We start from the raw sequence: 25448 nt of genomic DNA on the forward strand, positions 1-25448 counted from the left end.
CTACAGCGCGACGTCGCGATTGACGTTCTTGTAGAGCAGATAGCAGGCGTCGCCGAAGCCAGCCGGGTAGAATTGCTGCGGGCAGTAACCGCCCATCCAGATGAAATCCTGCGCCCAGATCTCGTGCCACTCCGTACCGAGGAAATACAGCCCCTGCCCTTCCAGCATGTAGAGCCCGTGCTCCATCACATGGGTTTCGACATCGGGGAAGCATGTGCCCGGCTTGAACCACATCAGGTTCATCTCGAAATCGAAGCGCATGTCGCCATAGGGCAGCAGGAACTGGAAGCCGCGCCCCTCGAGCCCGGTATGGTTGGTGACCGGCACGGCGTCGCGATGCGAGATGATCGGCTCCGGCGCCGGCAGGTCGATCGCTTCATAGCGCTTGCGCAAGGCCAGCACGCGGGCCGGCTCCGGCCCCTCATTGCGCATGGAGAAGGCAACCCCGGCCGGGACATAGGCGAAGCCGCCTGACGTCAAGGCCTGGGCGGGGCCGCCAGCGACCGCAAAACCCACCTGCCCGGACAGGACATAGTAGAAATGCTGGATACCGTCCTCGCGGAAGGGCTGGCGCGTGCCGCCGCCGGGCTCGATCTCCAGCACATATTGCGCGAAGCGCGCGCCCATGACCGGGGCGGTCAGGATGCGGCCGATGGTGCGCTCGAACTGCGGCAGGCGGCTGACCAGCACGCCCTCGGGCGGCATGAAGGCATAGTTTGGGCGGACCACGCCGCGATTATGGCCGATCGCTCCGGGAGGGATATGCCCGGCGGCGACGGGGAACTGGTGGGGACGCATCATTCTTCTCCAAATCGATAGCCGTCGCGCAGCTGCAAGGATCAGACCGGCAAAGATCGGACCGGCAAGGATCAGACCGGCACCAGATCAGGCCGGCACAGCCCGGCGCGACAGCCCCTGCCAGGCGACCAGCACCAGTGCGATCGCGACCGGCGGGAAGACGAGCCAGTTGACGCTATCCCAGCCGCCGGCGTTGAGCAGGCCGCCCGACGAGAAGGAGGCGATGGCGACCGAGCCGAAGACCAGGAAGTCATTGGCAGCCTGGACCTTCACCCGCTCCTCCGGCCGGTAGCAATCGGTGACCAGTGCAGTCGCGCCGATGAAGCCGAAATTCCAGCCGAGACCGAGCAGGACCAGCGCGCCCCAGAAATGCGCGACACTCAGGCCGGTAAGCCCGACGATGGCGGCCAGCGCCGTCAGCAGGAGCCCGATCGCCGTGATCTTCTCCTTGCCGAAACGCGCGATCAGCCTGCCGGTGAAGAAGCTCGGCCCGAACATCGAGAGCACATGCCACTGGATGCCGAGTGCGGCATCGCCGACCGAGTGGCCGCAGGCAACCATGGCAAGCGGCGCCGCCGTCATGACGAAGCTCATCAGGCCGTAGGCGACGAGCGCGGCCGTGACGGAAGCGATGAAGCGTGGCTGGCGCATGATCTCGCCGAGCGGGCGGCCACCGGTCTTGGCGGCAGCGGCGACCGGCGGCGCGCGCAGCCGCATCACCACCAGCATGGCGAGCAGCGCCAGACAGCCTTGCGCCAGGAAGCTCGCGGCGAAAGGCGCTGATGGCGTCAGATCGCGCGTCCAATAGACCGATTGCGGGCCGATGACGCCCGCTGCGATGCCGCCGACCATCACCCAGGAGATGGCGCGCGGCTTGAAGCTCTCGCTCGCCGTATCGGCGGCGGCGAAGCGGTAGCTCTGGACGAAGGCGCCGTAGAGACCGCAGGTGAAGGTGCCGAGGCAGAACAGCCAGAACAGGCGCTCGGTCGCCCCTGCGGCCGCAATGCTTCCCCCTGCCGCCCCGATCAGCGTGCCGATGAGATAGCCGCCGCGCCGGCCAAGCCGGCGCATCAGCATGGCGGCTGGAATGACCCCGGTGGCGATGCCGAGCTGCAGCAGGCTGACCGGTACGGTGGCGAAGGTCTTGTCGGCGACGAGGCTTGCCCCGACGATGCCGCCCAGCGAAATCACGATCGCCGGATTGGCGCCACCGAGCGCCTGCGCGCAGGCAAGCACAAGGGTATTGCGCTTGGCGAGAGCGTCGCCGTCACTGAGGGGAACGTGCTGGTTCATCGATGCGCCGCCCTAGCCGGAGCGGCGCTTGACGGCCGCCTTTTAAAAATGAGCGAAGGAGCCCTGCGCGAAGCTTCGCGCCCTGCCCGTTTCGCGATAATTCACTGCGCCTTCGTCGCCCGTCACCCGACCGATCGCGGCGAGCGTGACGCCCGCAACCTCCGCCGCAGCGATCAGGGAAAGATATTCTCTTTCAGATGCCGTGCAGAGAATTTCGTAATCGTCCCCGCCCGTCCACGCCAGTTCCGCCAGAGCGGGATCGGCCATGATCGCGGCGCGGGCCGCAGCCGAGAGCGGGACCCTGTCTAGATCGATCTCGGCGCCTGCTTTCGAGGCTCTGAGCAGCTTGGCGAGATCGCCGACGAGCCCGTCTGACACATCCATCGCCGCCGAAGCATGGAGCTGCAGCGCAGCCGCCAGCGCCAGCCGCGGTCGCGGATGCAGATAGCGGTCGGCAAGGAAACGGCGATCATCCTCGCTGAGGCGGGCAACCCAGCCGGGCTTGGCGGGACCATGGACTTTCAGCCCGAGCGCCCCGTCGCCGATCGTGCCGGAGACCAGGATGACGTCGCCAGGCTTGGCGCCCGAGCGCGGCACCATCCGCCCGGCCGGGACGCCGCCGAAGGCGGTGATCGAGAGGATCAAAGGTCCAGGCGTCGAGACCGTGTCGCCGCCGATGAGTGGGCACGCTCCCTCGCCCGCGATCCGCGCGAGCCCCTGTGCGAAGTCGGCGAGCCAGGCTTCGGTCCAGCCATGCGGCAAGGCCAGGCTCAGTACGAAACCTTCGGGCCTGGCGCCCTTGGCTGCAAGGTCGGACAGGTTCACGGCAAGCGCCTTGCGCGCGACCGAGGCCGCGGGATCGTCGGCGAAGAAATGCACACCGGCGACCAGCGCGTCGGTCGTCACCACCGTCTGATAGCCGTGCGCCGGCCTGAGCAATCCGGCATCATCGACGAGGCCGAGCCCGCCCGCTCCCGCGATGGGGGCGAAATAGCGGGCGATCAACTCGAATTCGCCGGGGCGTTCAGGAGCGCCGGCCATTGCGGGCTCAGGCCGTGGCCGCGTCGAATTCGTCGGCGCGGAAGTCGCGGGCCATCTTGTCGAGCACGGCGTTGATCATGCCGATCTCCTCGCCCTCATAGAAGGCGCGCGCGACCGCGACATATTCCGAAATCACGGCGCGCGCCGGCACATCCTTGCGGAAGGCGAGCTCATAGGCGCCGGCGCGCAGCACGGCGCGCACCACCGCCTCGACGCGCTTCAGCGGCCAGCCGGAGGCGAGCACGTCGTCGACCGAGCGATCGACCAGGCGCTGCTCGCGGACCACGCCGCCGAGCAGATCGCGGAAGAAAGCGAGCTCGGCCTTGGGCAGTTCGATCTCCTCGACCTCCTTGCCGATCCAGAAGGCCTCGAATTCGGCCATGGCCTCGATCACGCCGCGCCCGCCGATCTCCATCTCGTAGAGCGCCTGCACGACGGAAAGCCGCGCGCCTCGTCGCATCTCGGCCCGGCTCATTTGGATTGCTCCGCCAGGGAGCGTTTGTAGCGCAGCACTGCGAGCGCCGCTTCTGCCGCGCCGCCGCCCTTGTCCATCTCGGAGCGGTTGGCGCGCGCCCAGGCCTGCGCCTCGTTCTCGACGGTCAGGATGCCGTTGCCGAGCGGCAGGGCGAAGGCCACGGAGATGTCCATCAAGGCGCGCGAGCTTTCGCCGGCGACGATGTCGTAATGGCCGGTCTCGCCGCGAATGACGGTGCCCAGCGCCACGACCGCCTCATAGGGGTCGACGGCCTCATCAGCAGCGCGCAGGCCGATGATGATGGCGGACGGAATTTCGAGCGCGCCCGGCACGGTGACGACGTCGACGCGGCAATCGGCCTTGTCGAGCACGGCAAGGGCGCCTTCGAGCAATTCGTCGGCGAGCTTGTCGTAGAAACGCGCCTCGATCACGAGCACGCGCGCGCCGTCCAGCGAGACGGCAGGAGTTGCGGCCTTGTCGGCCGAGATTTGCCGGGGTCCGGCCATGGTTCTTGATCCTCTTGACGGCGAAGAGCGCCTGGCGCGAAAAGCCCAAAGCACTCACAGCCCTCAACCCGAGGAGCCGTTTCGTCAGAAATGGCGTCCCGAAGGATGGTCCAGTGCGTACTGGAGCACCCTTCGAGACGCCGCTGCGCGGCTCCTCAGGATGAGGGCTGTGTTGAGACCGGCTCTTAGCCCTGCGGGCGCGCCTCTGCAAGCCGCGCGGCGTAGCGCGCCATCAGATCGACCTCGAGATGGATGGGATCGCCCGCCTTGCGCTGCCCCCAGGTGGTGACACTGAAGGAGTGCGGAATCAGCAGCACGGTGAAGACATCGTCCTCGACGCTGTTGACGGTGAGCGAAGTGCCGTCGAGGCAGATCGAGCCCTTGGTCGCGATGAAGGCGGCGAGCCCTTGCGGCGCGCGGATATGGAAACGTGCGGTCGCGCCCCATTGTTCGTCGGGATCGGCCTCGATCGGATCGATCTTCAGGATCGTGGCGACGCCATCGACATGGCCAGTGACGAGATGGCCTCCGAGCTCGTCGCCGACCTTGAGCGAGCGCTCGAGATTGATCCGGGTGCCGGGCGCCCAGTCGCCCACCAGCGTCTTGGACAGCGTCTCCGCCGCCGCCTCGACCTGGAAGATGCAGCCGGGCTCGCCGTCGCCGCGCGGCCGCAGGCCCGTGACTGTCAGGCAGACGCCGGCGCAGGCGATCGAGGCGCCGATCTCGATGCCGGCTGCGTCATAGGGGCTGGCGATGGCAAGCCGTTTCAGGCTGGGCCCCTTGGCCTCAGCTTCCACGACGGTGCCGATGGCGGTGACGATGCCGGTGAACATCAGAAAACCCTCGTGAAATGCTCGAAATGGTCGTGGCCGATCAGGCCGCTATCGGCAAGGCGATAGAGATCGGGATCAGCCAGCATAGCCGCAAGGCCTGGACGCACGGCAATGATGCCGGGGTGGCCCAGCGATTTCGGAGAGGTCGAAACAATGACCTCATCGGCGAATCCGGCAAGGGCGAGTTTCTCGCCAATGGTCGGCCCACCCTCGGAAAAGACGCGGTTGATGCCGCGCGTTCCCAGCAGTTGGAGCATCTCGGTCAGATCGAGATGACCGTCAGCACCGGCCGAGACGCGCATGACCTCGACGCCGGCCGCGACCAGCGCCCTCTCACGCGCGATGGGAGCGGCCTCCGTCGCCACGACCCAGACCGGCACCTCGCCCACTGTGGCGACGAGCTGGGACGACAGCGGCAGCCGCAACTGCGAATCCAGCACGACCCTGATCGGCGAGCGTCCGGCCATGCCGGGCAGGCGCACGGTCAGCAGCGGATCGTCGACGAGCACCGAGCCGATGCCGAGCATGATCGCGTCGTAATGCGCCCGCTGGAGATGGACCCAGGCCGACGCCGCAGGACAGGATACGGCAATGCGCACCCCCTCCGCCCCGCCAGCATAGCCATCCCTGGTACGGGCGACCTTGAACGTCACCATGGGGCGTCCCTGCGTCACCCGCAGCACGTAGCCGCGATGGGTCCGTTGAGCCTGCGCCTCCAGCACGCCCGTGGTGACGCTGATGCCCGCAGTCCGCAGCAATGCAAAACCGAGCCCGCGAAAACGTGGATTGGGATCGGCCATGGCCGCCACGACACGCTTCACGCCGGCCAGGATCGAGCGCTCGACGCAAGGCGTCGCGGCGCGGATGGTGCGATGCGAACAGGGCTCGAGCGTGACATAGAGCGTGCCGCCGGCCGCGGCGTTCGGTCCGGCGCGGTCGAAGGCGTTCGCCTCGCCGTGTGGCCGGCCACCGGGCTGGGTGTGGCCGCGGGCCACGATCACGGGGCCATCCGCGCTATCCTGCGTGACGATGGCGCCGACGCAAGGATTGGTTGCTGTTGTGCCTTGCCCGCGCGCGCCGAAATCCAGCGCCTGGCGCATGAAGGCGCGGTCGATCGCGGCCTGGTCAGTCATCGTTGCGGGCAGGCGGCGGCGCGCTCGCGCCGTCCTCGTCATCGGCATTGAGCTGGCCCAGGATCTCCTCGAAATCGCGGGCTTCGCGGAAATTGCGATAGACCGAGGCGAAGCGGACATAGGCGACGTCGTCGAGCGATTTCAGCCCTTCCATCACCAGTTCGCCGACGGTCGAGCTCGGGATTTCGCCCTCGCCCGAGCTTTCGAGCTGGCGCACGATGCCGTTGACCATGCGCTCGATCCGCTCCGGCGCGACCGGGCGCTTGCGCAGCGCGACCTCGATCGAGGTCTGCAATTTGTCGCGGTCGAAGGCGGTGCGCCGGCCCGAGCGCTTGACCACGACGAGCTCGCGCAATTGCACGCGCTCGAAGGTGGTGAAGCGCCCGCCGCAATCGGGACAAACGCGACGACGGCGAATCGAGGCGTGGTCGTCGGTTGGACGGGAGTCCTTCACCTGCGTGTCGAGAGAGCCGCAATAGGGACAGCGCATGGCGGCCTCTTTCTTTCGTCAGTCCTAGAGCACGCGCCGATCAGGTTGCTGCAACCTGATCGGATAATGCGTTCTCTATCAAATAATGAGAGCCGGATCCGATCAGGTCGACCCGACCTGATCGGATCCGGCTCTAGCGCTGCCTCAATAGATCGGGAAGCGCGCCGTCAGCTCATGCGCCTTGGCCTTGACGGCCTCTTCAACCGCGCCGTTGCCGGCTTCGCCATTCGCCGCAAGCCCGTCCAGTACCTCGGCGATCAGCTCGCCGACCTTCTTGAACTCGGCGACGCCGAAGCCGCGCGAGGTCGCAGCCGGCGTGCCCAGGCGGATGCCCGAGGTGACCATCGGCTTCTCCGGATCGAAGGGGATGCCGTTCTTGTTGCAGGTGATGTGGGCGCGGCCGAGAGCGGCCTCGGCCGCCTTGCCGGTGACCTTCTTGGAGCGCAGATCGACCAGCATCAGATGGTTGTCGGTGCCGCCGGTGACGAGGTCGAAGCCCTTGCTCTTCAGCGTCTCCGCCAGCGCCTTTGCGTTGGCTACGACGGCGCGGGCATAGATCTTGAACTCGGGCTGCAGCGCCTCCTGGAAGGAGACCGCCTTGGCGGCGATGACATGCATCAAAGGTCCGCCCTGGATGCCGGGGAAGACGGCCGAGTTGATCTTCTTGGCGATCGCCTCGTCATTGGTCAGCACCATGCCGCCGCGCGGGCCGCGCAGGGTCTTGTGCGTGGTGGTGGTGACGACATGGGCGTGCGGAAATGGCGAGGGATGCGCGCCACCCGCGACCAGTCCGGCGAAATGCGCGATATCGACCATGAAATAGGCGCCGACCTTGTCGGCGATCTCACGGAAGCGGGCGAAGTCCCAGTGCCGGGCATAGGCCGAGCCGCCGGCGACGATCAGCTTCGGCTTGTTCTCGACGGCGAGGCGCTCCATCGCATCATAGTCGATGGTCTGGTCGACGACGCAGACGCCATAGGGCACAACTTTGAACCACTTGCCGGACTGGTTGACCGGGGCGCCGTGGGTCAGGTGACCGCCGGCGGCGAGGTCGAGGCCCATGAAGGTGTCGCCGGGCTGCATCAGCGCCATGAACACGGCCTGGTTGGCCTGGCTACCGGAGTTCGGCTGGACATTGGCGAACCCGCAGTCGAACAGCCGGCAGGCGCGCTCGATCGCAAGCTTCTCGGCGATGTCGACGAACTGGCAGCCGCCATAATAGCGCCGGCCGACATAGCCCTCGGCATACTTATTGGTCATCACCGAGCCCTGCGCCTCCAGCACGGCGCGCGAGACGATGTTCTCGGAGGCGATCAGCTCGATCTCGTCGCGCTGGCGACCGAGCTCGAGCTCGATGGCACGGGCGATCTCGGGGTCGCTATCGGCAAGCGAGGCAGCGAAGAAGGAGTTCGAGAAATGCTTGTCGCTCGCGGCTTCGGTCATATCCGGCTCCTGCTGTAAAAGGTGGCCGCGCACGGCCCGGTCCCGTTGCCGCGTCCCGTATCATGGGGTGGAAATCTGTCCAAGCGATAGATGGTGCGGCTAACAGGATGGCCCATCGCCGCGCTCTGGGATGTCAGCGTCGCCGCGCCGGCTTCAGACCTTTCCCGGCCTCCCCAAGAGAAGGATGGGTGACGAGCGTCCCCCGCGAGGCCGACTTCAGGAGCCCACGGAAGGTTGGGCATTCCAGATGCGTCGGCGCGGGGCAGTCAGCGATATGGCGCAGCATGTCGCGCAGAGCGCTGAGATCGACGATCTGGCGCTGCAATTCGTCCGCCTTTGCGTGAAACCGGGCCCGGGGAAGATCGGGCCGGCCGTCCTGTCCGAACAGGCCCGCGATCTCGACCAGCGAGAAGCCCGCCGCCTTGCCGAGACCGATGAGCGACAATTTCAGGAGCACGTCGGCATCGAATTGCCGGCGCAATCCGCGCCGTCCGAGCGAATCGATCAGGCCGATCTCCTCGTAATAGCGCAGCGTCGAGGCCGACACGCCCGAGCGTTGGGCCACCTCCCCGATATCCAGAATCGGCATGCTTGACCTCAAGTTGACTTGAACTTGTAGACTCACCCGAACGCTGGATTTCAGCAAGAGGGAAAAGCCATGCAGGAACTTCGCGCCACGCAAGAACTTCGCGCCACGCAAGATTTTCGTGCCACGCCGCCGCACCCGATCTGGCGGGACCGGCGCACTGTTGCGCTACTGATGGCGGCATCGCTCACCACGATGGCCAACGCCACGATCAGCCCGGCCCTGCCCGGGCTCGAGCGATTGTTCTCGGGCGATCCGAACGCCGCGATGCTGACGCGGCTGCTGGTGCCGGCGCCGGCGCTCAGCGTCGCCCTCTGCGCGCCGCTCGCCGGGCTGGTGGCCGACCGGTTCGGACGACGCGCGATGCTGCTCTCCGGCACGATCCTTTTCGTGATCGCCGGATGCGCCGGCCTCGTCCTGCCCGATCTCCCGACGATCTTCGCCAGCCGCCTCGTGCTCGGCATCGCGGTCGCCTTGATCATGACCGCGCAAACCGCCCTGGTCGGGGACTATTTCACCGGAAAGGACCGCAGCGCACTGACAAGCCTGCAGATTTCGGCGCGCAATTTCGGCGGCCTTATCTTCATCTCGCTTGCAGGCTGGGGCGCGACGCTCTCGCCGCGCCTGCCCTTCGCCATCTATGGCCTCGCCGCCGCCTTCCTGCCGCTGATGTGGATCGCGATCGTCGATCCGCCCCGATCAGCGCACTCCCGCGGCGCCAAGCCGGCGGACAGCGCCGCGGGACACCCGCCCTGGCGCGCGCGCCTCGCTTTGCTGGTTCTCTTGCAGGCGCTGACCAACATGATCTTCTTCGTCATGCCGACCCAATTGTCGTTCCTCCTGGAGGAGCGAGGCTATAACAGCGCGGCCATGACCGGCGCGGCACTGGGCGTCCTGATGCTGTCGGGCGGCGGTTTTGCCCTGCTCTACCCGCGAATCCAGCGCGCGATCGGCCATCTCGGCATTTTTGCCATGGGCTACGTCGCGATGGCGCTCGGCTTCCTGCTGCTCCCCTTTGCCACGACGGCCTCCACCTTCGCGGCAACCGCGGCGATCGGCACAGGCTACGCTCTGGTCTCGCCCTGCTTCATCGCGCTGACGCTGGGTCTCGCGCCGCTCCGGCGCAGAGGGCTGGCAGGGGGACTGCTGACCACCTCCGTCTTCATAGGCCAGTTCTGCTCGCCGCTCCTGGGCACGCCGCTGATCGCACGCTACGGCTTTGACGGGCTGTTCCACGGCACCGCCCTGCTCCTCATGGCGATGGCGGTCGCGGCGGGAGCGGTTGGCGTGCTGAGCTGGCTGAACCTGCGCTCGGCTCTCACATCGAAGCGGATGCCGGTCTCGCCGCGATCGTCATTGCCATGAGGAGCGTGGTCGACGATCGGCCGGCACGCGGTGAGCCTTTGCCGTGGCCGAGGCACTCTCCAAGCGCGGTGCGGGGTGACATGAGCGCGCGCACCCTTCAGAAAGGCGGACGCCGCAGCTGAGGAGCCGCACGATCGTGACCCCGGATACAGCCAACAGCTCTTCCGCGCCCGCCCGGCGCTCCCCGCTGAGCGCCTTTCTCGCCAGCGAAGCGGCAGGCGGTGTCCTGCTGATGGGGGTGGCGGCGCTTGCCCTCGTCATCGCGAACTCACCGGCCGCGCCCGCTTATTTCGGGGTGCTCTCCGCCTATGTCGGGGGCTTGAGCGTGCTGCACTGGGTCAATGACGCGCTGATGGCCGTGTTCTTCCTGCTCGTCGGGCTGGAGATCAAGCGCGAGTTCCTGGAGGGGCAGCTCTCCTCCTGGTCGCGCAGGGCCCTGCCCGGCATCGCAGCGCTGGGCGGCATGGTCGTCCCGGCGCTGATCTATCTCGCTTTGACGCGCGGCGATGCGGTCGCGATGCGCGGCTGGGCCATTCCCGCCGCGACCGACATTGCCTTCGCGCTCGGCGTCCTGGCCTTGCTCGGCCCGCGCGTGCCGGTCTCGCTCAAGATATTCCTGACGGCGCTGGCGATCCTCGACGATCTCGGCGCGGTCGCGATCATCGCGCTGTTCTACACCAGCGATCTGTCGCTGCCGATGCTGGGGCTCGCGGCTCTGTGCATCGCCGGGCTCATCGTCCTCAACCGCCTGAACGTGACGCGCCTGCCGGTCTATCTGGCCATCGGCGCCCTGCTCTGGTTCTTCGTGCTGAAGTCGGGCATCCACGCCACGCTCGCCGGCGTCGCCCTGGCCTTGACCATCCCGATCGGCGACGGCTCAGACAGCGACGAACCCGAGCATTCGCCGCTGCATAGGCTCGAGCACGGCCTGCACCCTTGGGTGTCCTATCTGATCGTGCCGATCTTCGGCTTCGCCAATGCCGGCGTTTCCTTCGCAGGGATGACGCCGGCGAGCGCGCTGGCCCCAGTGCCGCTGGGCATCGCGCTCGGCCTCTTCATCGGCAAGCAGATCGGCGTCTTCGGCTTCGCCTGGGCCGCGGTGAAGGCCGGGCTCGGAGCGATGCCGGCCAAGGCGAATTTCGCGCAGCTCTACGGCGTCGCCCTGCTCTGCGGCATCGGCTTCACCATGAGCCTGTTCATCGGGGCACTGGCCTTCCCCGGCAACCCCGAACTCGGCGACGCCACCAAGATCGGCGTGCTGCTCGGCTCGGTCATCTCGGCGCTGGCGGGAGCCTTCGTGCTCAAGCTCGCAGGGCAGCGTAAGGCCACCATCTAGGCCATGCTTCATTGGCGCGGAAACGTGCCGTCACTCCGAACCAAGACTATAGGCCCGCACAAACCGGCAGCGCCTTACGAACAAAAAGGCCCCGGACTGTTCGGTCCGGGGCCTTGCAGATGAGGAAAGGCGATATCTCGGGCGCTGTGACCTTCAGATATCCTGGCCTCAGATGTCCTTGTCGCCGCTAAGCAGGGCCACGGGGGCCGGTGCGAGACCATCCTTGTTGTAGATGTCGTCGCGGAACTGCACGCCGCCATCGGGCGTCGCCCAGGCGGTGACATAGACCCAGTAGCACGGCACCGGGGTGCTAATGCGCGCATTGATGCGCTCGCCCGATGCGATCGTGGCGTCGATCTTGGCGCGGTCCCAGCCGGGGGTGTCCTTGAGCAGCCAGGCGACATAGTCGCGGACGTTCTGGACGCGCATGCAGCCGGAGGAAACGAAGCGAAAATCGTCGCCGAAGATGCCCTTCGCCGGCGTGTCGTGCATGTAGACGCCATAGGGGCTTGGAATGTTGATGCGGACGACGCCGAGCGAATTGAAGTCGCCGCCGGGGTCTTGCCGGAAGGTGTAGCGCGTCGCCTCGTCGGAGTTCCAGTTGACCTGCGAGGGCTGAATCTCACCATTGGGGCCGATGATGCGGATCCGGCTCTCGGCCAGATAGCCTGGCTCCTTGCGCATCTTCGGGATCAGATCCTTGCGGATGATCGAAGCCGGCACGGTCCAGGTCGGGTTGAAGTTGACCTCGGGGATCTTGGTCTGCAGCAGCGGCGACTGCCGGTCGATCTTGCCGACGCCCGCGGCATGGCGGGTCGCGACCACGCCGTTCTCGACCGTCTCGACCAGAGCGGCCGGGATATTGGCCACGACATAGCGGTTGCCGAGATTACCCGACCAGGTGCGCAGCCGGACCACATTGGTCTCCAGCTGGCGGATGCGCCGGTCGATCGGCACGTTGAGCGCCGCCACCGTGGCGCGGTTGATGGCGCCGGTGGTCGAGAGGCCGACCCGGGCCTGGAAGTTGCGCACGCCGGCCTCGACATAGGAGTCATAGACGTTGCTGGTGCCGGCATTGGCGTCGAGATCGCCGGTGATCACCAGGCGCTGCCGCAGTGCGACGACGCCGGGACCGCTCGAGCCGACGCTCATCTTGTCGCTAAGCTGGAGCATCGGCCAGCCGCCGCGGGACGCGAGATCGCGATAGGCGACGATCGCAGCCTCAGTCGCCTGCAGCGATTCCGGCGAGAGCATCGGGGTATGGGATCGGGCAACCGCGTTGCGCGCCCCGGAATCATAGCTCTGACGCCATTCCGCCTGCTGGGCGAACGCTGGCAAGGCTGCGGTTGTCGCAGCGCCCGAAAGCAACGCGAGCACGGTCTCGCGGCGGGTCAGGCTCAAATTCGACATCGTATCCCTCATCCTCATCACGGCCCGGACCAACGCTGGGCACAGCGCAAGCGCAGCACAGAAGCCGCCCGCCATTAGCGAGCGCCGGTTCTATGAACTACGCTCTCTTACCACGGTTAACGTCTTGTGATGAGCGAGGCATTTTTAGGGCATGGCCACATTCAGCGCCATGCATGACCAGTATTCGGCGAAGAGGATCAGGCGCCGTGGCCCCAGTGCAACAGATTTGGCATGCACCCGGGCAGCTCCGGCACGATCGAGACCGGAGCGGTAGAGGCGCTCGGGCGCGGAAACGGCTCACGAAGAGCCGGTTGGCCGCGTTTTTCAGAGCTTGTAGCGGATCTGGTCGGTCCAGAAGCGCTCCAGCCGGAGCAGCGCGTTGTTCATGCGCTCGAAGTCGTCCGAGGCGATGCCGCCGATCTGCTCGACCGTCTGAACATGCTTGTCGTAGACGCCCTTCACGAGATTGTGCACTTCCGTGCCCTTCTCGGTGAGGCTGATCCGGACCGAGCGCCGGTCGATCCGCGAGCGGGCATGGTGCAGGTAGCCCAGCTCGACCAGCTTCTTGACGTTGTAGGAGACGTTCGAACCGAGATAGTAGCCGCGCGTCCTGAGTTCGCTGGCGCTCAGCTCGGCATCGCCGATATTGTAGAGCAGCAGTGCCTGGACGCTGTTGACGTCATCACGGTTGCGGCGCTCGAACTCATCCTTGATGACGTCGAGCAGGCGGCGATGCAGCCGCTCCACCAGGGTGAGGGACTCAAGGTAGAGAGGCTTCACCTTGAGATCAACATCGCCGGCCACGGCAACAGCCGCAGTCTTTACGCTCGCTTTCATGGTATATCTCGCCTGTTGTCTATCGGCCGGGATTTTTCTCCCGGTCCGCTTCTGAAGAACACCATAGGCAGCGCGAATGAAAACGAGTTTAAATATCAGGATGAATCAGAGATTTAGCCGTTTCGGTGAATCCAAAGTGAAGCCAGAAACGCTTAAGCTAAAGCGTTTGTTACCATGACTCGACGGAGTCGATCCGTTGGCCAGGCATCGGCCCGACAAGTGGGAACCGGTTTTCGGGGCAAGTCGATGCAGGATCGCCGACGCGCGGGCTCAGGAGTTCTCGTTCTCGGCGAGCCAGGTCGCCAGGAAATAGGCCAGGACCAGCGCGACATAGGTGCCGATCATCGGCGGCGTCATCGGCAAGAGCCGCGGGAAGAAGAAGCCGAGCAGGAGCTGGCTGATCGCCGCCAGCAGCCAGAGCACGCCACCCCATGTGCTGGTCAGCCAGAGGCCGACGGCGGCGACGAGATCGATCACCGCGAAATAGACGATGATCGCCTGGAAGCTGAGCAGCCTCGCCTCGAACGGCGTGTCCTCGATGCCCACGCCGAAGATCACGGCCCAGGCGAGCAACCCCTTGGCCATCCAGGCCACCGAGAGCAGGCGCAGGAGCCAGACGAGCACGAGCCGCCAGCGCGTCGCCCGGGCGCGCACGCCGCCCCCCGACGCCGCTTGCGCGCCGAGCATCGGCTCGCCATCGCCGCCCAAACCCATCCTCAGGATTCCAGCGCAAGTTCGTCCGCGCCGAGCGGCGCGAAATAGGCCTCGATCGCAGAGGGCGAGACCGCCTCCAGCGAAGCCGGCTCCCAGACCGGCGCATGGTCCTTGTCGACAACGACCGCGCGCACGCCTTCATAGAAGTCATGGCCGCGCACGATCCGCGAGACGATGCGGAACTCGGTCTGCATCGCCTGGGCGAAATCGAGATCAGGCCCGCGCCGCATCTGCTCGAAGGCGAGCGCGATGCTGGTCGGCGATTTGGTGGCGAGCGTCTGCTGGACCTTGGCGGCGAATGCGCTGCCGCCCTCAGTGGCGGCAGTTAGCTTCGCGCGGATCGCGGCGAGATCCGGGGCGCCGAAGCAGTCGGCGATGATCGCCCGGTCAGCCGCGAGCTTGGCCGGCCCCGGATCGGAGGCGAAGCCGGCGAGAATCTCATCGAGCGCGCCTGGCTTCGTCAGCGCATCCGCCAGTTCGGCCATCCCTGCGCTCGGCACGGCGTGGGTGGCAAGGCCGAGCGCCAGCGCATCGGCCGCGCCGACGCGATCGCCCGTCAGCGCCAGATAGATGCCGCTGGCGCCCAGCAGTCGCGGCAGCGCATAGGTCGCCCCGACATCGGGGAAGAAGCCGATGCCGACCTCCGGCATGGCGAAGAGATAGCGTTCGCCGGCGATGCGATGGCTGCCATGCAGCGAGATGCCGACACCGCCGCCCATGACGATGCCGTCGATCAGCGAGACATAGGGCTTCGGATAACTCTTGATGCGGGCGTTGAGGATGTACTCCTCGCGCCAGAAGGTCAGCATCTCGGCATGGCGCCCTTCACGGCCGAGGTCGTGCAGATGCCTGATATCGCCGCCGGCGGAGAAGGCCTTCTCGCTGGCGCTCGTCACCACGACGCGCGTCACCTGCGGATCGCGCTCCCAGGCATCGAGTGCATGAGCGAGCTTGCGCACCATGCCAAGGCTCAGCGCGTTCAGCGCCTTGGGGCGATTGAGGACGACGACGCCGGCCGCGCCGCGCACCTCGCAGATGATCTCGGCGTCCTGCGACATGCGGCAGTCATCCCTTGCGCGTTTCGCGGCCCTTGCACGTTTCGCGGCGGTTCTGGGCTGCGCCGGGCGGGCTTGTCAACGCGCAGCCGCGCCCGGCGCATCCAGGCCTTGCGACCACCGCCCTGTTTTGGAACCGTTCCGATGTGCTAAAGTCGGTGAAATCCAACATCCCGCGATCGGCGGGGCGGAGAGAACTTCCATGGCATTTCGGGTTGTGCAGCCGTTTCCCGCCCCGCAGGCGCGGCAGGACGAGGCGTCCGCGCAAAGGATCGACTCGCTTGGGCTGACGCGGCGCATGCGGCGCAACCGCAAGGCGGATTGGTCGCGCCGGCTGGTGCGCGAGAGCGTGCTGACCACCAACGACCTGATCTGGCCGCTGTTCCTGATCGATTCGTCGCAGGCGCGCAGCGCGATCGCCTGGATGCCGGGTGTCGACCGACTCAATATCGAAGAGGCGGTGCGCCAGGCCGCTCACGCGGCAAGCCTCGGCATTCCCGCGATCGCGCCCTTCCCCTTCGTCGAGAAGAGCCTGCGCGACGCGACCGCGACCGAGGCGCTGAACACGCGCAATCTGATGTGCCGCGCCGTGCGCGCGATCAAGGCCGAGGTGCCGCAGATCGGCATCATCTGCGACGCGGCGCTCGACCCCTACACCTCCCATGGCCATGACGGCGTGATGGAGGGCGAGAGGATCCTGAACGACGCCAGCGTCCACATCCTGACGCAGCAGGCGCTTGCCCTGGCCGATGCCGGCGCCGATGTGATCGCGCCCTCCGACATGATGGATGGACGCGTCGCCGCCATCCGCGCCGCGCTCGACACCTCCGGCCATGAGGAGGTGCAAATCATGTCCTACGCGGCGAAATACGCCTCGGCCTATTACGGGCCGTTCCGCGACGCAATCGGCACCAACGCCACATTGATTGGCGACAAGCGCACCTATCAGATGGACCCGGCCAATTCCGACGAGGCGATCGCCGAAGTCGCGCTCGATCTCGAAGAAGGCGCCGACATGGTGATGATCAAGCCGGGCCTGCCCTATCTCGACATCATCGCACGGGTGAAGGACCATTTTCGCGTGCCGACCTTCGCCTACCAGGTGTCGGGCGAGTACGCGATGATCATGGCCGCTTCCCTGAATGGCTGGCTCGATGGCGACAGGGCGATGCTGGAGAGCCTGACGGCCTTCAAGCGCGCAGGCGCCGACGGGGTGCTGACCTATTTCGCGCCGCGGGTGGCGGAGATCCTGAAGGCCGGCGGCTGAGCGGGCGGAGGGTGTCATCCCGCACGCGCCGCGGCACGCAGTGCTGCTGCGCAGATGCGGGACCGCGTGGCGGGAAGGTGGCCAGTTCTGCTGGCGGTCCCGTGTCTGCATCGCGGGACTTCGCGCCGCAATGCGCACGGGATGACACCGGCAGTTAGCCCGCGCTAGCGTAGCGCGACATGCGCCCTTTCCTCCCGCCGATTCTGCTCGTCCCGATTCTGCTCGTCCTGGCCCTTGCTGGCTGCAGCGAGAGCTTCGACACAGATCAGCAGCGGCTCTGCCGTGAGGCAATTCCGCCGCTGAACCCGCCTGGCACGGAGATCGCGATCGACGGGACTGCCGCAGGCCCGCGCGCCAACGCGCTGCGCATCCTCTACCGGGCTCAGACCGGGAGCGGTGCCGCACGGCGGCGCAGCATCGACTGTCTCTTCGCCGGCGAAGGCGCGGGCCTCCAGCGCGGCGCCCTGATCGGCATCGCCTCCGACGGCCGGCCGATGAGCGACGCCAGCTTCTACCTGCTGCGGCGCTTCTATCTCGAGGATCGCGCCGAGCCGCCTGTCGACCCCGGAGCGCCACGCACGGAGGATCTGCCGGAGATCCCACCCGCTCTGGCCTATGGCCTGCAGCAGGGGCTGAGCGCCCTGCCCTCGGCCGCGATCTACACGCTGCTCGCCTCGGCCTATGCGCTGATCTACGGGCTGACCGGGCGCATCATCCTGAGCTTCGGCGAGTTCGCGGCACTGGGCGCGTTGGCGAGCGTGGTCGGCGTCGCGCTGATCCTCTCGCTGTCGTTGTCGACGCCGGCCTCCGGGCTCGCCATCGCCTTTGCGGTCGCGATCGCCGTCTGCGCCTTTCATGGCTTCGCCATGGGGCGCTTCATTCTGCGCCCGCTCGCGCGCGCCACGGGCCAGCAGATGCTGATCGCCACGATCGGGCTTGCCATCGCGCTGTCGGAGTATCTGCGGCTCGCGCAAGGCCCGGAATTGCGCTGGCTGCCGCCGGTCTTCAACGAACCCTGGTCGCTGGCCAAAGCGGGCAGCTTCATCGTCACGATGACGCCGCTGGGCCTCGTCCTGGCCGTGATCGGCCTGGCGGCCGCGCTTGGCCTCGTGCTGTTGATCAGGCTCTCCGCCTATGGCCGGGCCTGGCGGGCGGTCTCGGACGACGCCCGCACGGCTGCCCTGTTCGGGGTCGATGCGCAAGCCATCCACGACAAGGCGTTGATCCTGGCCTGCGCCGCCTGCGGCATCGCCGGTGTGACCGTGACCGCCGTCTATGGCGGCATGGGTTTTGCCGGCGGTTTCACCCTGGGGCTGAAGGCGCTGGTCGCCGCCATTCTCGGCGGTATCGGCTCGGTCGCGGGCGCGGCGGCCGGCGGAATTTGCATCGCGATCTTCGAGGTGGTCTGGTCCTCGACCATGCCGCTCGAACAACGCGACATCGCGGTCTACGCCCTGCTCGCCGTCGTGCTGGTCCTGCGCCCCGGCGGTTTTTTCGGCGACAGCGCGCTGGCGCCACGACATGTCTGAACGGAACACGCGCATGACCCTGCAGGCAAAGCCGAACGAGCCCTTCGCGATCACGCCCGAGGATATAGAGGCTGCGGCAAGGCGCATCCAGGGCCATGTCCTGCGCACACCGCTGGTGCCGGCGCCGCGCCTCTCCGAACTCACCGGCGCGACCATCCTGGTCAAGCACGAGAACATGCAGGCGACCGCCTCCTTCAAGGAGCGCGGCGCGGTCAACAAGTTGCTCAGCCTCGACGAGGACGAGACCGCGCGCGGCGTCATTGCCATGTCGGCGGGCAACCATGCCCAGGCGGTGGCCTATCACGCCCGCCGCTTCGGCATCCCGGCAACGATCGTGATGCCCGAGACGACGCCGCTGGTGAAGGTCGAGAACACCCGCTCGCATGGCGCCCGCGTCGTGCTCTTCGGCGAAACGCTCTACGAATCCGCGCAGAAGGCGCGCGAACTGGCGAATGCCGAGGGGCTCGTCTTCGTCCACCCCTATGACGACCCAGCGGTGATGGCAGGCCAGGGCACGATCGCCCAGGAGATGCTCGACGACGACCCCGATCTCGACGTGCTGATCATCCCGCTCGGCGGCGGCGGGCTGATGGCGGGCAATGCGGTGGCCGCCAAGGCGCTGAAACCCGAGATCGAACTGATCGGCGTGGAAGCGGCGCTCTACCCCTCCTTCTTCAACGCCGTGAACGCCGAGGATCTGGCGATCGGCGGCGCGACATTGGCCGAGGGCATCGCAGTCAAGACGGTGGGCGTGCAGACGCTGCCGATCGTCTCCAGCCTGGTTTCCGACATCGTCCTGGTCGGCGAGGATCTGATCGAGCGTGCCGTCAACGCCTATGCCTGCCTCCAGCACACGCTGGCCGAGGGCGCGGGCGCGGCGGGCCTCGCCGCCATGCTGAAGGAGCCGCAGCGCTATGCCGGCCGCAAGGTCGGGCTCGTACTTTGCGGCGGCAATATCGACACCCGCCTGCTGGCGGCGATCATGGTGCGCGAATTGGAGCGCGAGGACCGCATCGTCGCCTTCCGCCTCACCACCAGCGACCGGCCGGGCCTGCTCGGCAAGGTCGCAAGCCTGCTCGGCGATCAGGGCGCCAACATCCTGGAGGTCAGCCATGGCCGGCTCTTCCTCGACGTTCCCGCCAAGGGCGTGAGCCTCGACGTCACTGTGGAGACGCGCGGAGCCGCGCATTCGCAGGCGATCGAAGCGATGCTGCGCGCCAACGGCTTCGCGCCGCATCGGGTTTTGCCGCGTGGTCTTGCGGAACCGGGACGCTGATCAAACATTGTGGGGAACGGCGCGGTTTTTTTGTTTCCCCCTGGCGCCCCAAGCAGCCTGGCGCCCAAAGCAGGACGACCCTTTCGATGAGCGACCCGCGCTACGGCCAATCCCCGATCACGCCGATCGATCCGCGCCCATTCCAGGACGTCAGCGGCGTGCTGAGCTCGCGGCTCTTCGCCTGGATCGGCGATATCATCATCCTGTTCTTCCTGGGCTGGCTGATCATCGTGCTGCTCGGGATCCTGGGCATCGTCACCTTCGGCGCGACCTGGCTCCTGATCCCGATTGCGACGGTTGCAACCGCACTCGGCTATGCCGCGCTGACGATCGGCGGCCCACGCCAGGCGACCTGGGGCATGCGCATGGCGGGCCTCAAGGTCGAGACCGCCAATGGCGGGCGGCCTGATGGCGTGACTGCGGCGGTGCATGCGCTGCTGTTTTATGTCGCGGCCGGAACGGTCGCGCTGTGGCTGCTCGATATCGGCTGCGGCTTCGTGCGCGCCGACCGGCGCTTCGGGCATGACCTGCTGACGGGGCTGGTCGTCGTGCGCGGCTGAGCTGTGGATGGCGCAAGCTGAGGGGCGAAATCGCTTCGCGGCCGCTCCCGCGCATGCTCTCGTGTCGTCGTTTCGCACGGGGCTTACATCGGCATGGCGCAGTTCGTCGCGGCGATCGATCGCCTTATCCAGGCCAGCGTCGATGCGGCGCGCTGGCTGGCGCTGCCCCTGGTCGCGATCCTGTTCCTGCAATGGCCGCTGCGCGATCTGGTGAAAGCCTGGTCGCGCGAGGCCAATGATCTCGGGCAGTGCCTGTTTGCGCTCTATGTCGCGGTGGCCGTGACCGCAGCGACGCGCGCGGGCCGGCATCTCGCGGCCGATACGCTGGCACATCACTTCGCGCCCAGAACGCGCGCATGCCTTGGCCGCGCGCTGGGGCTGCTCGCCCTGGCGCCCTGGGCCGTCTTCATCCTGGTAACCGGCTTTTCCGCGCTCCTTGGCACGCTGGCGCAGCTCGAAGCTTTTCCCGACACCAGCAATCCCGGCTATTTCCTGGTCAAGGCCTCCGCCTCGCTGCTGGCCCTGCTGGTCCTGCTTCAAGCCATCGCCGACATCCTGCGCGGCGATGCCCCGGCCAGTGGGGCGCAAGAGCCGTGACGCCCATCCTCGGCCTGCTCATGCTGCTCGGCGTCGCGCTCGGCGCCGTCGCCACCGGCCTGCCCGTCTGGGGCATCCTGATCGGCGTCGCCAATCTGGGCGCGGCCCTGGCCATGCTGACGGGCGCAATCGAGCCCGGCATCTTCTTTGCCCTGCCCAATCGTGTCGTCGGCCTGCTCGAATCCGACCTGCTCCAGGCCTTGCCGCTCTTCGCCGCGATGGGTGCGTTGCTCAACCGACTGCCGCTGACCGACACGCTGTTTCGCGCGGGCCTCGGCCTGTCGGGCGGCCGGCCCAGCGGCGCCCCGGCGGCAGCGCTCATGCTTGGCGCCGTGCTGGGGCCGATGAACGGCTCGGTCAGCGCGAATGCGATCGCGCTCACCCGCTCGGTCGAGCCGGGGCTGACGCGCCGCCATGTCAGGCCGGCGGACCGGATCGCGCTGATCGCGGTGGCAAGCACGCTGGGCGTGCTGGTGCCGCCCTCGCTTGTGCTCATCCTGCTCGGCGACGCGATGATGACCGCCCACACCATCGCGCTGAACAGCACGGGCCGCATCGCGCGGATCGTCAACACGCAGGACGTGTTCCGCGGCGCGATGCTGCCGGCCGCGCTGTTCCTCGCCGCCTGCCTCGTCATCGCGACGGTTCGCAGCCTGCGGACGCGGGGCACGAGCACGCTGCGCGAGCGCCTGAGCCTGCGCGACTGGATCACCGCAGGCGCGACGCTCTGCTTCATCGCGACGCTGCTCGCCGGCGTCGCCAGCGGCGCCTTCTACGCGGTCGAGGCAGCGGCGATGGGCGCGGTCGGGCTCTGCCTTGCCGGCTGGCTCGGCGGCGGGCTGGACGGCGCGCGCCTGCGCGGCGCGCTCGACGACACCATCGCCATGACGGGCGCGCTGCTCGCCCTGCTGATCGCCGCCACGACCTTCACGCTCGTCTTCCGCATCCTCGGCAGCGACAAGCTGATCGCCTCCTGGATGAGCGCCGCCCCGGGTGGGACGCTCGGAATCGTGCTGCTCGGGCTTGGCATCATCGCGCTCGCCGCCTTCGTGCTCGACGCCTTCGAGATCATCTTCGTACTGATCCCGATCATCATGCCGCCGATGCTGATGCGGGCCGACGACGCCGTCTGGGTCGCGGTCTTGACCCTGCTCGTGCTGCAGACGAGCTTTCTGCTGCCGCCGCTCGGCTATGCGCTGATGATGACGCGCAGCGCCGCCAGCGCCCGCGCGCCGCTCGGAGCGATAGCGAAAAGCCTCGCGCCCTTCCTGGTCGCGCAGATGTTGCTCGTCGCGGCCGTCATCGCCTGGCCCGCGCTGACGCATCCGGGCGGGGCCAGCCAGGCTATCGCCGCGCAGCCGACCGCTTCGGAGGCCGATATCCAGCAGCGCTTCCAGCAGATGATGCCGCCGCCGCTCGAGATGCCGGATCTGGGCCCGCCCAAGCTTTGAGTTGAAACGCTCCGCAGCTTGGTCGAAAGGCTTGGTCGAAAGGCTTGGCCAAAAGGCTTGGGCCCAGCCATCGCCGTTCGCGTGACGTTGCCATTTCCACCAAGCAGGAACATGATCTAGACTTCGCGGTCATCAGCAGCAGGTTCGAAGGTTCGAGACGTGACGCGCCCGTTGCGGGATGCCCCGCAATTTTACCTGACGTCGCCAACCACGTGCCCCTATTTGCCGGGGCGCGAAGAGCGCAAGGTGTTCACGCATCTCGTGGGCGCGCGTGCGCGCGACCTCAACGACGTGCTGAGCCAAGGCGGCTTTCGGCGCTCGCAGAGCATCGCCTATCGCCCGGCCTGCGAGACCTGCCGGGCCTGCGTCTCGGTGCGGGTCTGCGTCGACGACTTCCGGCCGTCGCGCGGCTTCCGCAAGGTGGTGTCGCGCAACAGCGACCTGATCGGCCAGGTGCTGCCGCCGCAGCCGCGCTCCGAGCACTATTCGCTGTTCCGCTCCTATCTCGACGAACGCCACCCCGAGGGCGGCATGGCGACGATGTCGGCGCTCGATTTCGCGATGATGGTCGAGGACAGCCATGTCGAGACATCGCTGATCGAGTACCGTCGGCGCGGTCCCGATAGCGGCTTCACCGGTCGCGGCCAGGGCGATCTCTTCGCGATGGCGCTGACCGACACGCTGAGCGACGGGCTCTCGATGGTCTATTCGGTGTTCGACCCCAATCTGGAGGCGCGTTCGCTCGGCACCTTCATGGTGCTCGATCATATCGAGCGCGCCCGCAAGCTCGGCCTTCCCTATGTCTATCTCGGCTATTGGGTCGAGGGCTCGCCCAAGATGGCCTACAAGGCCCGTTTCCTGCCCCAGGAACGCCTGTCTCCCTTGGGCTGGGAACGTGTCGACTAGAGCAATTTCCGATCCAACCGGATCGGAAATTGCTCCTGCTCTTTGCTTTAACGCGCTTTCTTCACGCGAACCGGCATCCACTTCGCTCGAAAGCGCTTTGCCCTAGCTAAACCGATTGAAACGCATTCGCGCCGCGCGAAAAACGCGCTTGCGGCAGCCCTGCCCTGCCCGCACTCTGACGCCAACCGGTCCGGGCGACACATTCGTCGCATGCAGAGACCAGCGCGGAGGAATTATGAGCGAAGACCTGACCCTGCGGCTCGAGCGCTGCTACACCGGCATCATCCATGACGTGATGCGCGCCATGGGACTGACCGATTTCACCTTGCCGCCGGAGCTGCGCCCGCTCCTGCCCGGAACCAAGCTGGCGGGCCCCGCCTTCACTGTCGAAGGCAAGACCGGCGAGTTCGACGCGCATGAGACCCTGCTCGGCTGGACCGGCCTGCTCTCGGCCGCCAGGCCCGGCCATGTCTGGGTCTGCCAGCCCAACACCGAGGAGGTTGCGCTGATGGGCGAACTCTCGGCCGAGACGCTGAAGAACAAGGGCGTGCGCGGCTGCGTCATCGACGGCCTCTCGCGCGACACCGAATTCATGATCGAGATGGGCTTCCAGGCCTATTTCAAGGCCTATACGCCGCGCGACATCGTCGGATTCTGGCTGCCCAAGACGATCGACGAACCGATCAAGATCGGCACCGTCTGGATCCGGCCGGGCGACTACATCCTCGGCGACCGCGACGGCGTGGTGCGGATTCCCATCGAGGTGATCGAGGAGGTTCTGGACAAGTCCGAAGCCGCGATCTCGACCGAGAACAAGGTCCGCACCGCAATCCTGGCCGGCACCGACCCGCAAGCCGCTTATCTGCAGTTCGGCAAATTCTGATGCAGATCCAGATCAGCAAGAACCTGCACGATCCGCGCCTGATCCTGCTCGACCCGCGCGACAACGTCTTCGTCGCGCGGATGCGGCTGCCCGCCGGCGAGGCGATCGAGACCGGCGCAGGCAAGGCAGCCCTCGACCGCGACATCCCGCTCGCCCACAAGATCGCGCGGCAGGCGATCGCGCCCGGCGAGAAGATCCTGAAATATGGCGCGCCGATCGGCGTCGCAACGGTCGCGATCGCCGCGGGTTGCCATGTCCATGTCCAGAACATGAAGAGCGACTACACGCCGACCTACCATCTGGAAGACGAGCGCAAGGAAGACGAACACAAGACGGGGATGAACGCATGACCGAGCTTGCCGGCTATCTGCGCTCAGACGGGCGCAAGGGCATCCGCAACACCGTCGCGGTCGCCTATCTCGTCGAATGCGCCCACCATGTCGCCCGTGAGATCGCCCTGCCCTGGCGCGAGAACGACGTCCATGTCATCGGCTTTCCCGGCTGCTATCCCAATGCCTATGCCGAAAAGATGATGGAGCGGCTCTGCACCCACCCCAATGTCGGGGCGGTGCTGATGGTCTCGCTCGGCTGCGAGAGCTTCAACAAATATGCGCTGGAGCGCGTCGTCGCGGCCTCGGGCCGGCCGGTGAAGACGATCATCATCCAGGGCACCGGCGGCACCCGCGCCTCGATCAAAGAGGGGCGCGCCTGGGTCGAGGCGCAGCGCACCGTGCTCGACCAGCAGGAAACGGTGCCGATGGCGGTGTCCGAGCTCATTATCGGCACGGTTTGCGGCGGCTCCGACGGCACCTCCGGCATTACCGGAAACCCGGCTGCGGGGCGCGCCTTCGATCAGCTCATCACCGAGGGCGCTGCCTGCATTTTTGAGGAAACCGGCGAATTGATCGGCTGCGAGCACATCATGGCGGCGCGCGCGATCACGCCCGAGCTCGGCCGGATCCTGGAGCAGTCCGTCGCCAAGGCGGCGCGCTATTACGCGACGCTGGGCTATGGCTCCTTCGCCGCCGGCAATGCCGAGGGTGGGCTCTCGACCATCGAGGAGAAATCGATGGGCGCCTATGCCAAGTCGGGGGTATCCGCCATTTCCGGCCTGCTCAAGCCCGGCGACATCCCGCCGCGCGGCGGACTCTACCTGCTCGATGTCGTGCCCGATGGCGAGGTGCGCTTCGGCTTCCCCAACATCAACGACAATGCCGAGATCGCGGAGCTGATCGCCTGCGGCGCGCATTGCGTGCTGTTCGTGACGGGACGCGGCTCGGTCGTCGGCTCGGCGATTTCGCCCGTCGTGAAGATCTGCGCCAATCCCGAGACCTATCGGCGCATGCAAGACGACATGGATGTCGATGCCGGCCGCATTCTCGAGGGACGCGCCGGGCTCGATCAGGTCGGCACGGAAATCCGCGATCTCGTGGTCTCATTGGGCCAGGGCGCGCGGACCAAGTCCGAGGAACTCGGGCATCAGGAATTCATCCTGACCTATAAGAGCTTCGAGCCATTGGGCCCGTCCTGCCTGCCGACCGGCTGACAGCGCCCGCCAGCGGGATGGACCACCACCCCGACAGGTTTTGTTCACGCCAATATGGGGCAATTGTTGCGCGGTGGGCGCCTTGAGCCACAATGAGGCAAGCTTCGCGCAAGCTTGG

At 66.8% G+C, this 25448-nt stretch carries 26 protein-coding genes; 12 read left to right on the plus strand and 14 right to left on the minus strand.

The annotated features are described in order from the left end of the window. The 10 genes from allE to RMR04_RS17290 all read right to left on the minus strand — a co-directional run bounded on the left by allE (nt 1) and on the right by RMR04_RS17290 (nt 8601). The gene (allE, locus tag RMR04_RS17245; protein WP_311909560.1) at nt 1-798 is read right to left on the minus strand and encodes a (S)-ureidoglycine aminohydrolase; all 798 of its coding nucleotides are present in this window, start codon (nt 796-798) and stop codon (nt 1-3) included. Between the two features lie 87 nt (nt 799-885). Continuing rightward, a complete protein-coding gene (locus RMR04_RS17250; RefSeq protein ID WP_311909561.1) occupies nt 886-2091 on the minus strand; it encodes an MFS transporter in 1206 nt (401 codons plus the stop codon). A gap of 42 nt (nt 2092-2133) precedes the next feature. Then, complete coding sequence (thiL, locus tag RMR04_RS17255; RefSeq protein WP_311909562.1) at nt 2134-3132, minus strand: thiamine-phosphate kinase; 999 nt, start codon at nt 3130-3132, stop codon at nt 2134-2136. 7 nt (nt 3133-3139) lie between these two features. Then, nucleotides 3140-3607, minus strand: coding sequence for a transcription antitermination factor NusB (gene nusB, locus RMR04_RS17260; protein WP_311909563.1), 468 nt, complete (start codon nt 3605-3607; stop codon nt 3140-3142). Next, nucleotides 3604-4113: a 6,7-dimethyl-8-ribityllumazine synthase gene (ribH, locus tag RMR04_RS17265; protein WP_092164617.1), complete on the minus strand. Its 510-nt coding sequence runs from the start codon at nt 4111-4113 to the stop codon at nt 3604-3606. Before ribH ends, nusB begins: the two co-directional genes overlap by 4 nt. A gap of 185 nt (nt 4114-4298) precedes the next feature. Continuing rightward, nucleotides 4299-4946: a riboflavin synthase gene (locus tag RMR04_RS17270; protein ID WP_311909564.1), complete on the minus strand. Its 648-nt coding sequence runs from the start codon at nt 4944-4946 to the stop codon at nt 4299-4301. Beyond that, nucleotides 4946-6079 carry a bifunctional diaminohydroxyphosphoribosylaminopyrimidine deaminase/5-amino-6-(5-phosphoribosylamino)uracil reductase RibD gene (gene ribD / locus RMR04_RS17275; RefSeq protein ID WP_311909565.1) on the minus strand — a complete coding sequence of 378 codons (1134 nt, stop codon included), beginning with the start codon at nt 6077-6079 and terminating at the stop codon, nt 4946-4948. Before ribD ends, RMR04_RS17270 begins: the two co-directional genes overlap by 1 nt. Beyond that, nucleotides 6072-6569 (minus strand): transcriptional regulator NrdR, encoded by a 498-nt coding sequence (gene nrdR, locus RMR04_RS17280; protein ID WP_311909566.1) that lies wholly within the window; start codon nt 6567-6569, stop codon nt 6072-6074. The genes ribD and nrdR overlap by 8 nt, the downstream gene beginning before the upstream one ends. A 144-nt stretch (nt 6570-6713) precedes the next feature. Next, entirely contained in the window at nt 6714-8012 is a 1299-nt protein-coding gene (gene glyA, locus RMR04_RS17285) for a serine hydroxymethyltransferase (RefSeq protein ID WP_311909567.1), read from the minus strand. Between the two features lie 133 nt (nt 8013-8145). Further along, complete coding sequence (locus RMR04_RS17290; RefSeq protein ID WP_311915868.1) at nt 8146-8601, minus strand: helix-turn-helix domain-containing protein; 456 nt, start codon at nt 8599-8601, stop codon at nt 8146-8148. Between the two features lie 69 nt (nt 8602-8670). Here RMR04_RS17290 and RMR04_RS17295 point away from each other — a divergent pair, with 69 nt between their 5' ends. Together RMR04_RS17295 and nhaA are read left to right on the plus strand one after the other, a co-directional pair. After that, nucleotides 8671-9963 carry an MFS transporter gene (locus RMR04_RS17295; protein WP_311909568.1) on the plus strand — a complete coding sequence of 431 codons (1293 nt, stop codon included), beginning with the start codon at nt 8671-8673 and terminating at the stop codon, nt 9961-9963. Nucleotides 9964-10099: 136 nt separating this feature from the next. Further along, on the plus strand, nt 10100-11299 hold the full coding sequence (nhaA, locus tag RMR04_RS17300; RefSeq protein WP_311909569.1) for a Na+/H+ antiporter NhaA: 1200 nt from the start codon (nt 10100-10102) through the stop codon (nt 11297-11299). Between the two features lie 168 nt (nt 11300-11467). Here nhaA and RMR04_RS17305 read toward each other — a convergent pair whose 3' ends face one another. From RMR04_RS17305 to RMR04_RS17320, 4 genes are all read right to left on the minus strand, one after another. Beyond that, complete coding sequence (locus RMR04_RS17305) at nt 11468-12709, minus strand: L,D-transpeptidase family protein (RefSeq protein ID WP_311909570.1); 1242 nt, start codon at nt 12707-12709, stop codon at nt 11468-11470. 324 nt (nt 12710-13033) lie between these two features. Beyond that, nucleotides 13034-13546, minus strand: a complete 513-nt coding sequence (gene ldtR / locus RMR04_RS17310; protein WP_310151290.1) for a transcriptional regulator LdtR — start codon at nt 13544-13546, stop codon at nt 13034-13036. Between the two features lie 270 nt (nt 13547-13816). Next, the gene (locus RMR04_RS17315) at nt 13817-14260 is read right to left on the minus strand and encodes a DUF6163 family protein (RefSeq protein ID WP_311909571.1); all 444 of its coding nucleotides are present in this window, start codon (nt 14258-14260) and stop codon (nt 13817-13819) included. Between the two features lie 2 nt (nt 14261-14262). After that, the gene (locus RMR04_RS17320; RefSeq protein WP_311909572.1) at nt 14263-15318 is read right to left on the minus strand and encodes an enoyl-CoA hydratase/isomerase family protein; all 1056 of its coding nucleotides are present in this window, start codon (nt 15316-15318) and stop codon (nt 14263-14265) included. Between the two features lie 199 nt (nt 15319-15517). Here RMR04_RS17320 and hemB point away from each other — a divergent pair, with 199 nt between their 5' ends. The 10 genes from hemB (at nt 15518) to RMR04_RS17370 (ending at nt 25330) form a co-directional block, all read left to right on the plus strand. Further along, the gene (gene hemB / locus RMR04_RS17325) at nt 15518-16582 is read left to right on the plus strand and encodes a porphobilinogen synthase (protein ID WP_410492130.1); all 1065 of its coding nucleotides are present in this window, start codon (nt 15518-15520) and stop codon (nt 16580-16582) included. Nucleotides 16583-16761: 179 nt separating this feature from the next. After that, complete coding sequence (locus RMR04_RS17330; protein ID WP_311909573.1) at nt 16762-18111, plus strand: branched-chain amino acid ABC transporter permease; 1350 nt, start codon at nt 16762-16764, stop codon at nt 18109-18111. Nucleotides 18112-18124: 13 nt separating this feature from the next. Further along, nucleotides 18125-19387, plus strand: coding sequence for a threonine ammonia-lyase (locus RMR04_RS17335; RefSeq protein WP_311909574.1), 1263 nt, complete (start codon nt 18125-18127; stop codon nt 19385-19387). Between the two features lie 86 nt (nt 19388-19473). Further along, nucleotides 19474-19947, plus strand: a complete 474-nt coding sequence (locus tag RMR04_RS17340) for an RDD family protein (protein WP_311909575.1) — start codon at nt 19474-19476, stop codon at nt 19945-19947. 93 nt (nt 19948-20040) lie between these two features. Further along, nucleotides 20041-20544, plus strand: a complete 504-nt coding sequence (locus RMR04_RS17345; protein WP_311909576.1) for a TRAP transporter small permease subunit — start codon at nt 20041-20043, stop codon at nt 20542-20544. Further along, the gene (locus tag RMR04_RS17350; RefSeq protein ID WP_311909577.1) at nt 20541-21995 is read left to right on the plus strand and encodes a TRAP transporter large permease subunit; all 1455 of its coding nucleotides are present in this window, start codon (nt 20541-20543) and stop codon (nt 21993-21995) included. Before RMR04_RS17345 ends, RMR04_RS17350 begins: the two co-directional genes overlap by 4 nt. A gap of 159 nt (nt 21996-22154) precedes the next feature. Beyond that, on the plus strand, nt 22155-22901 hold the full coding sequence (locus RMR04_RS17355) for an arginyltransferase (protein WP_311909578.1): 747 nt from the start codon (nt 22155-22157) through the stop codon (nt 22899-22901). A 235-nt stretch (nt 22902-23136) separates the two neighbouring features. Beyond that, on the plus strand, nt 23137-23784 hold the full coding sequence (locus RMR04_RS17360) for an RraA family protein (RefSeq protein ID WP_069691101.1): 648 nt from the start codon (nt 23137-23139) through the stop codon (nt 23782-23784). Continuing rightward, nucleotides 23784-24134 (plus strand): UxaA family hydrolase, encoded by a 351-nt coding sequence (locus RMR04_RS17365; RefSeq protein ID WP_311909579.1) that lies wholly within the window; start codon nt 23784-23786, stop codon nt 24132-24134. Before RMR04_RS17360 ends, RMR04_RS17365 begins: the two co-directional genes overlap by 1 nt. Next, nucleotides 24131-25330: a UxaA family hydrolase gene (locus tag RMR04_RS17370; protein ID WP_311909580.1), complete on the plus strand. Its 1200-nt coding sequence runs from the start codon at nt 24131-24133 to the stop codon at nt 25328-25330. Before RMR04_RS17365 ends, RMR04_RS17370 begins: the two co-directional genes overlap by 4 nt. The last annotated feature ends 118 nt before the right edge of the window (nt 25331-25448 follow it).

This window comes from Bosea sp. 685 (genome assembly GCF_031884435.1).
Taxonomy (GTDB): domain Bacteria; phylum Pseudomonadota; class Alphaproteobacteria; order Rhizobiales; family Beijerinckiaceae; genus Allobosea.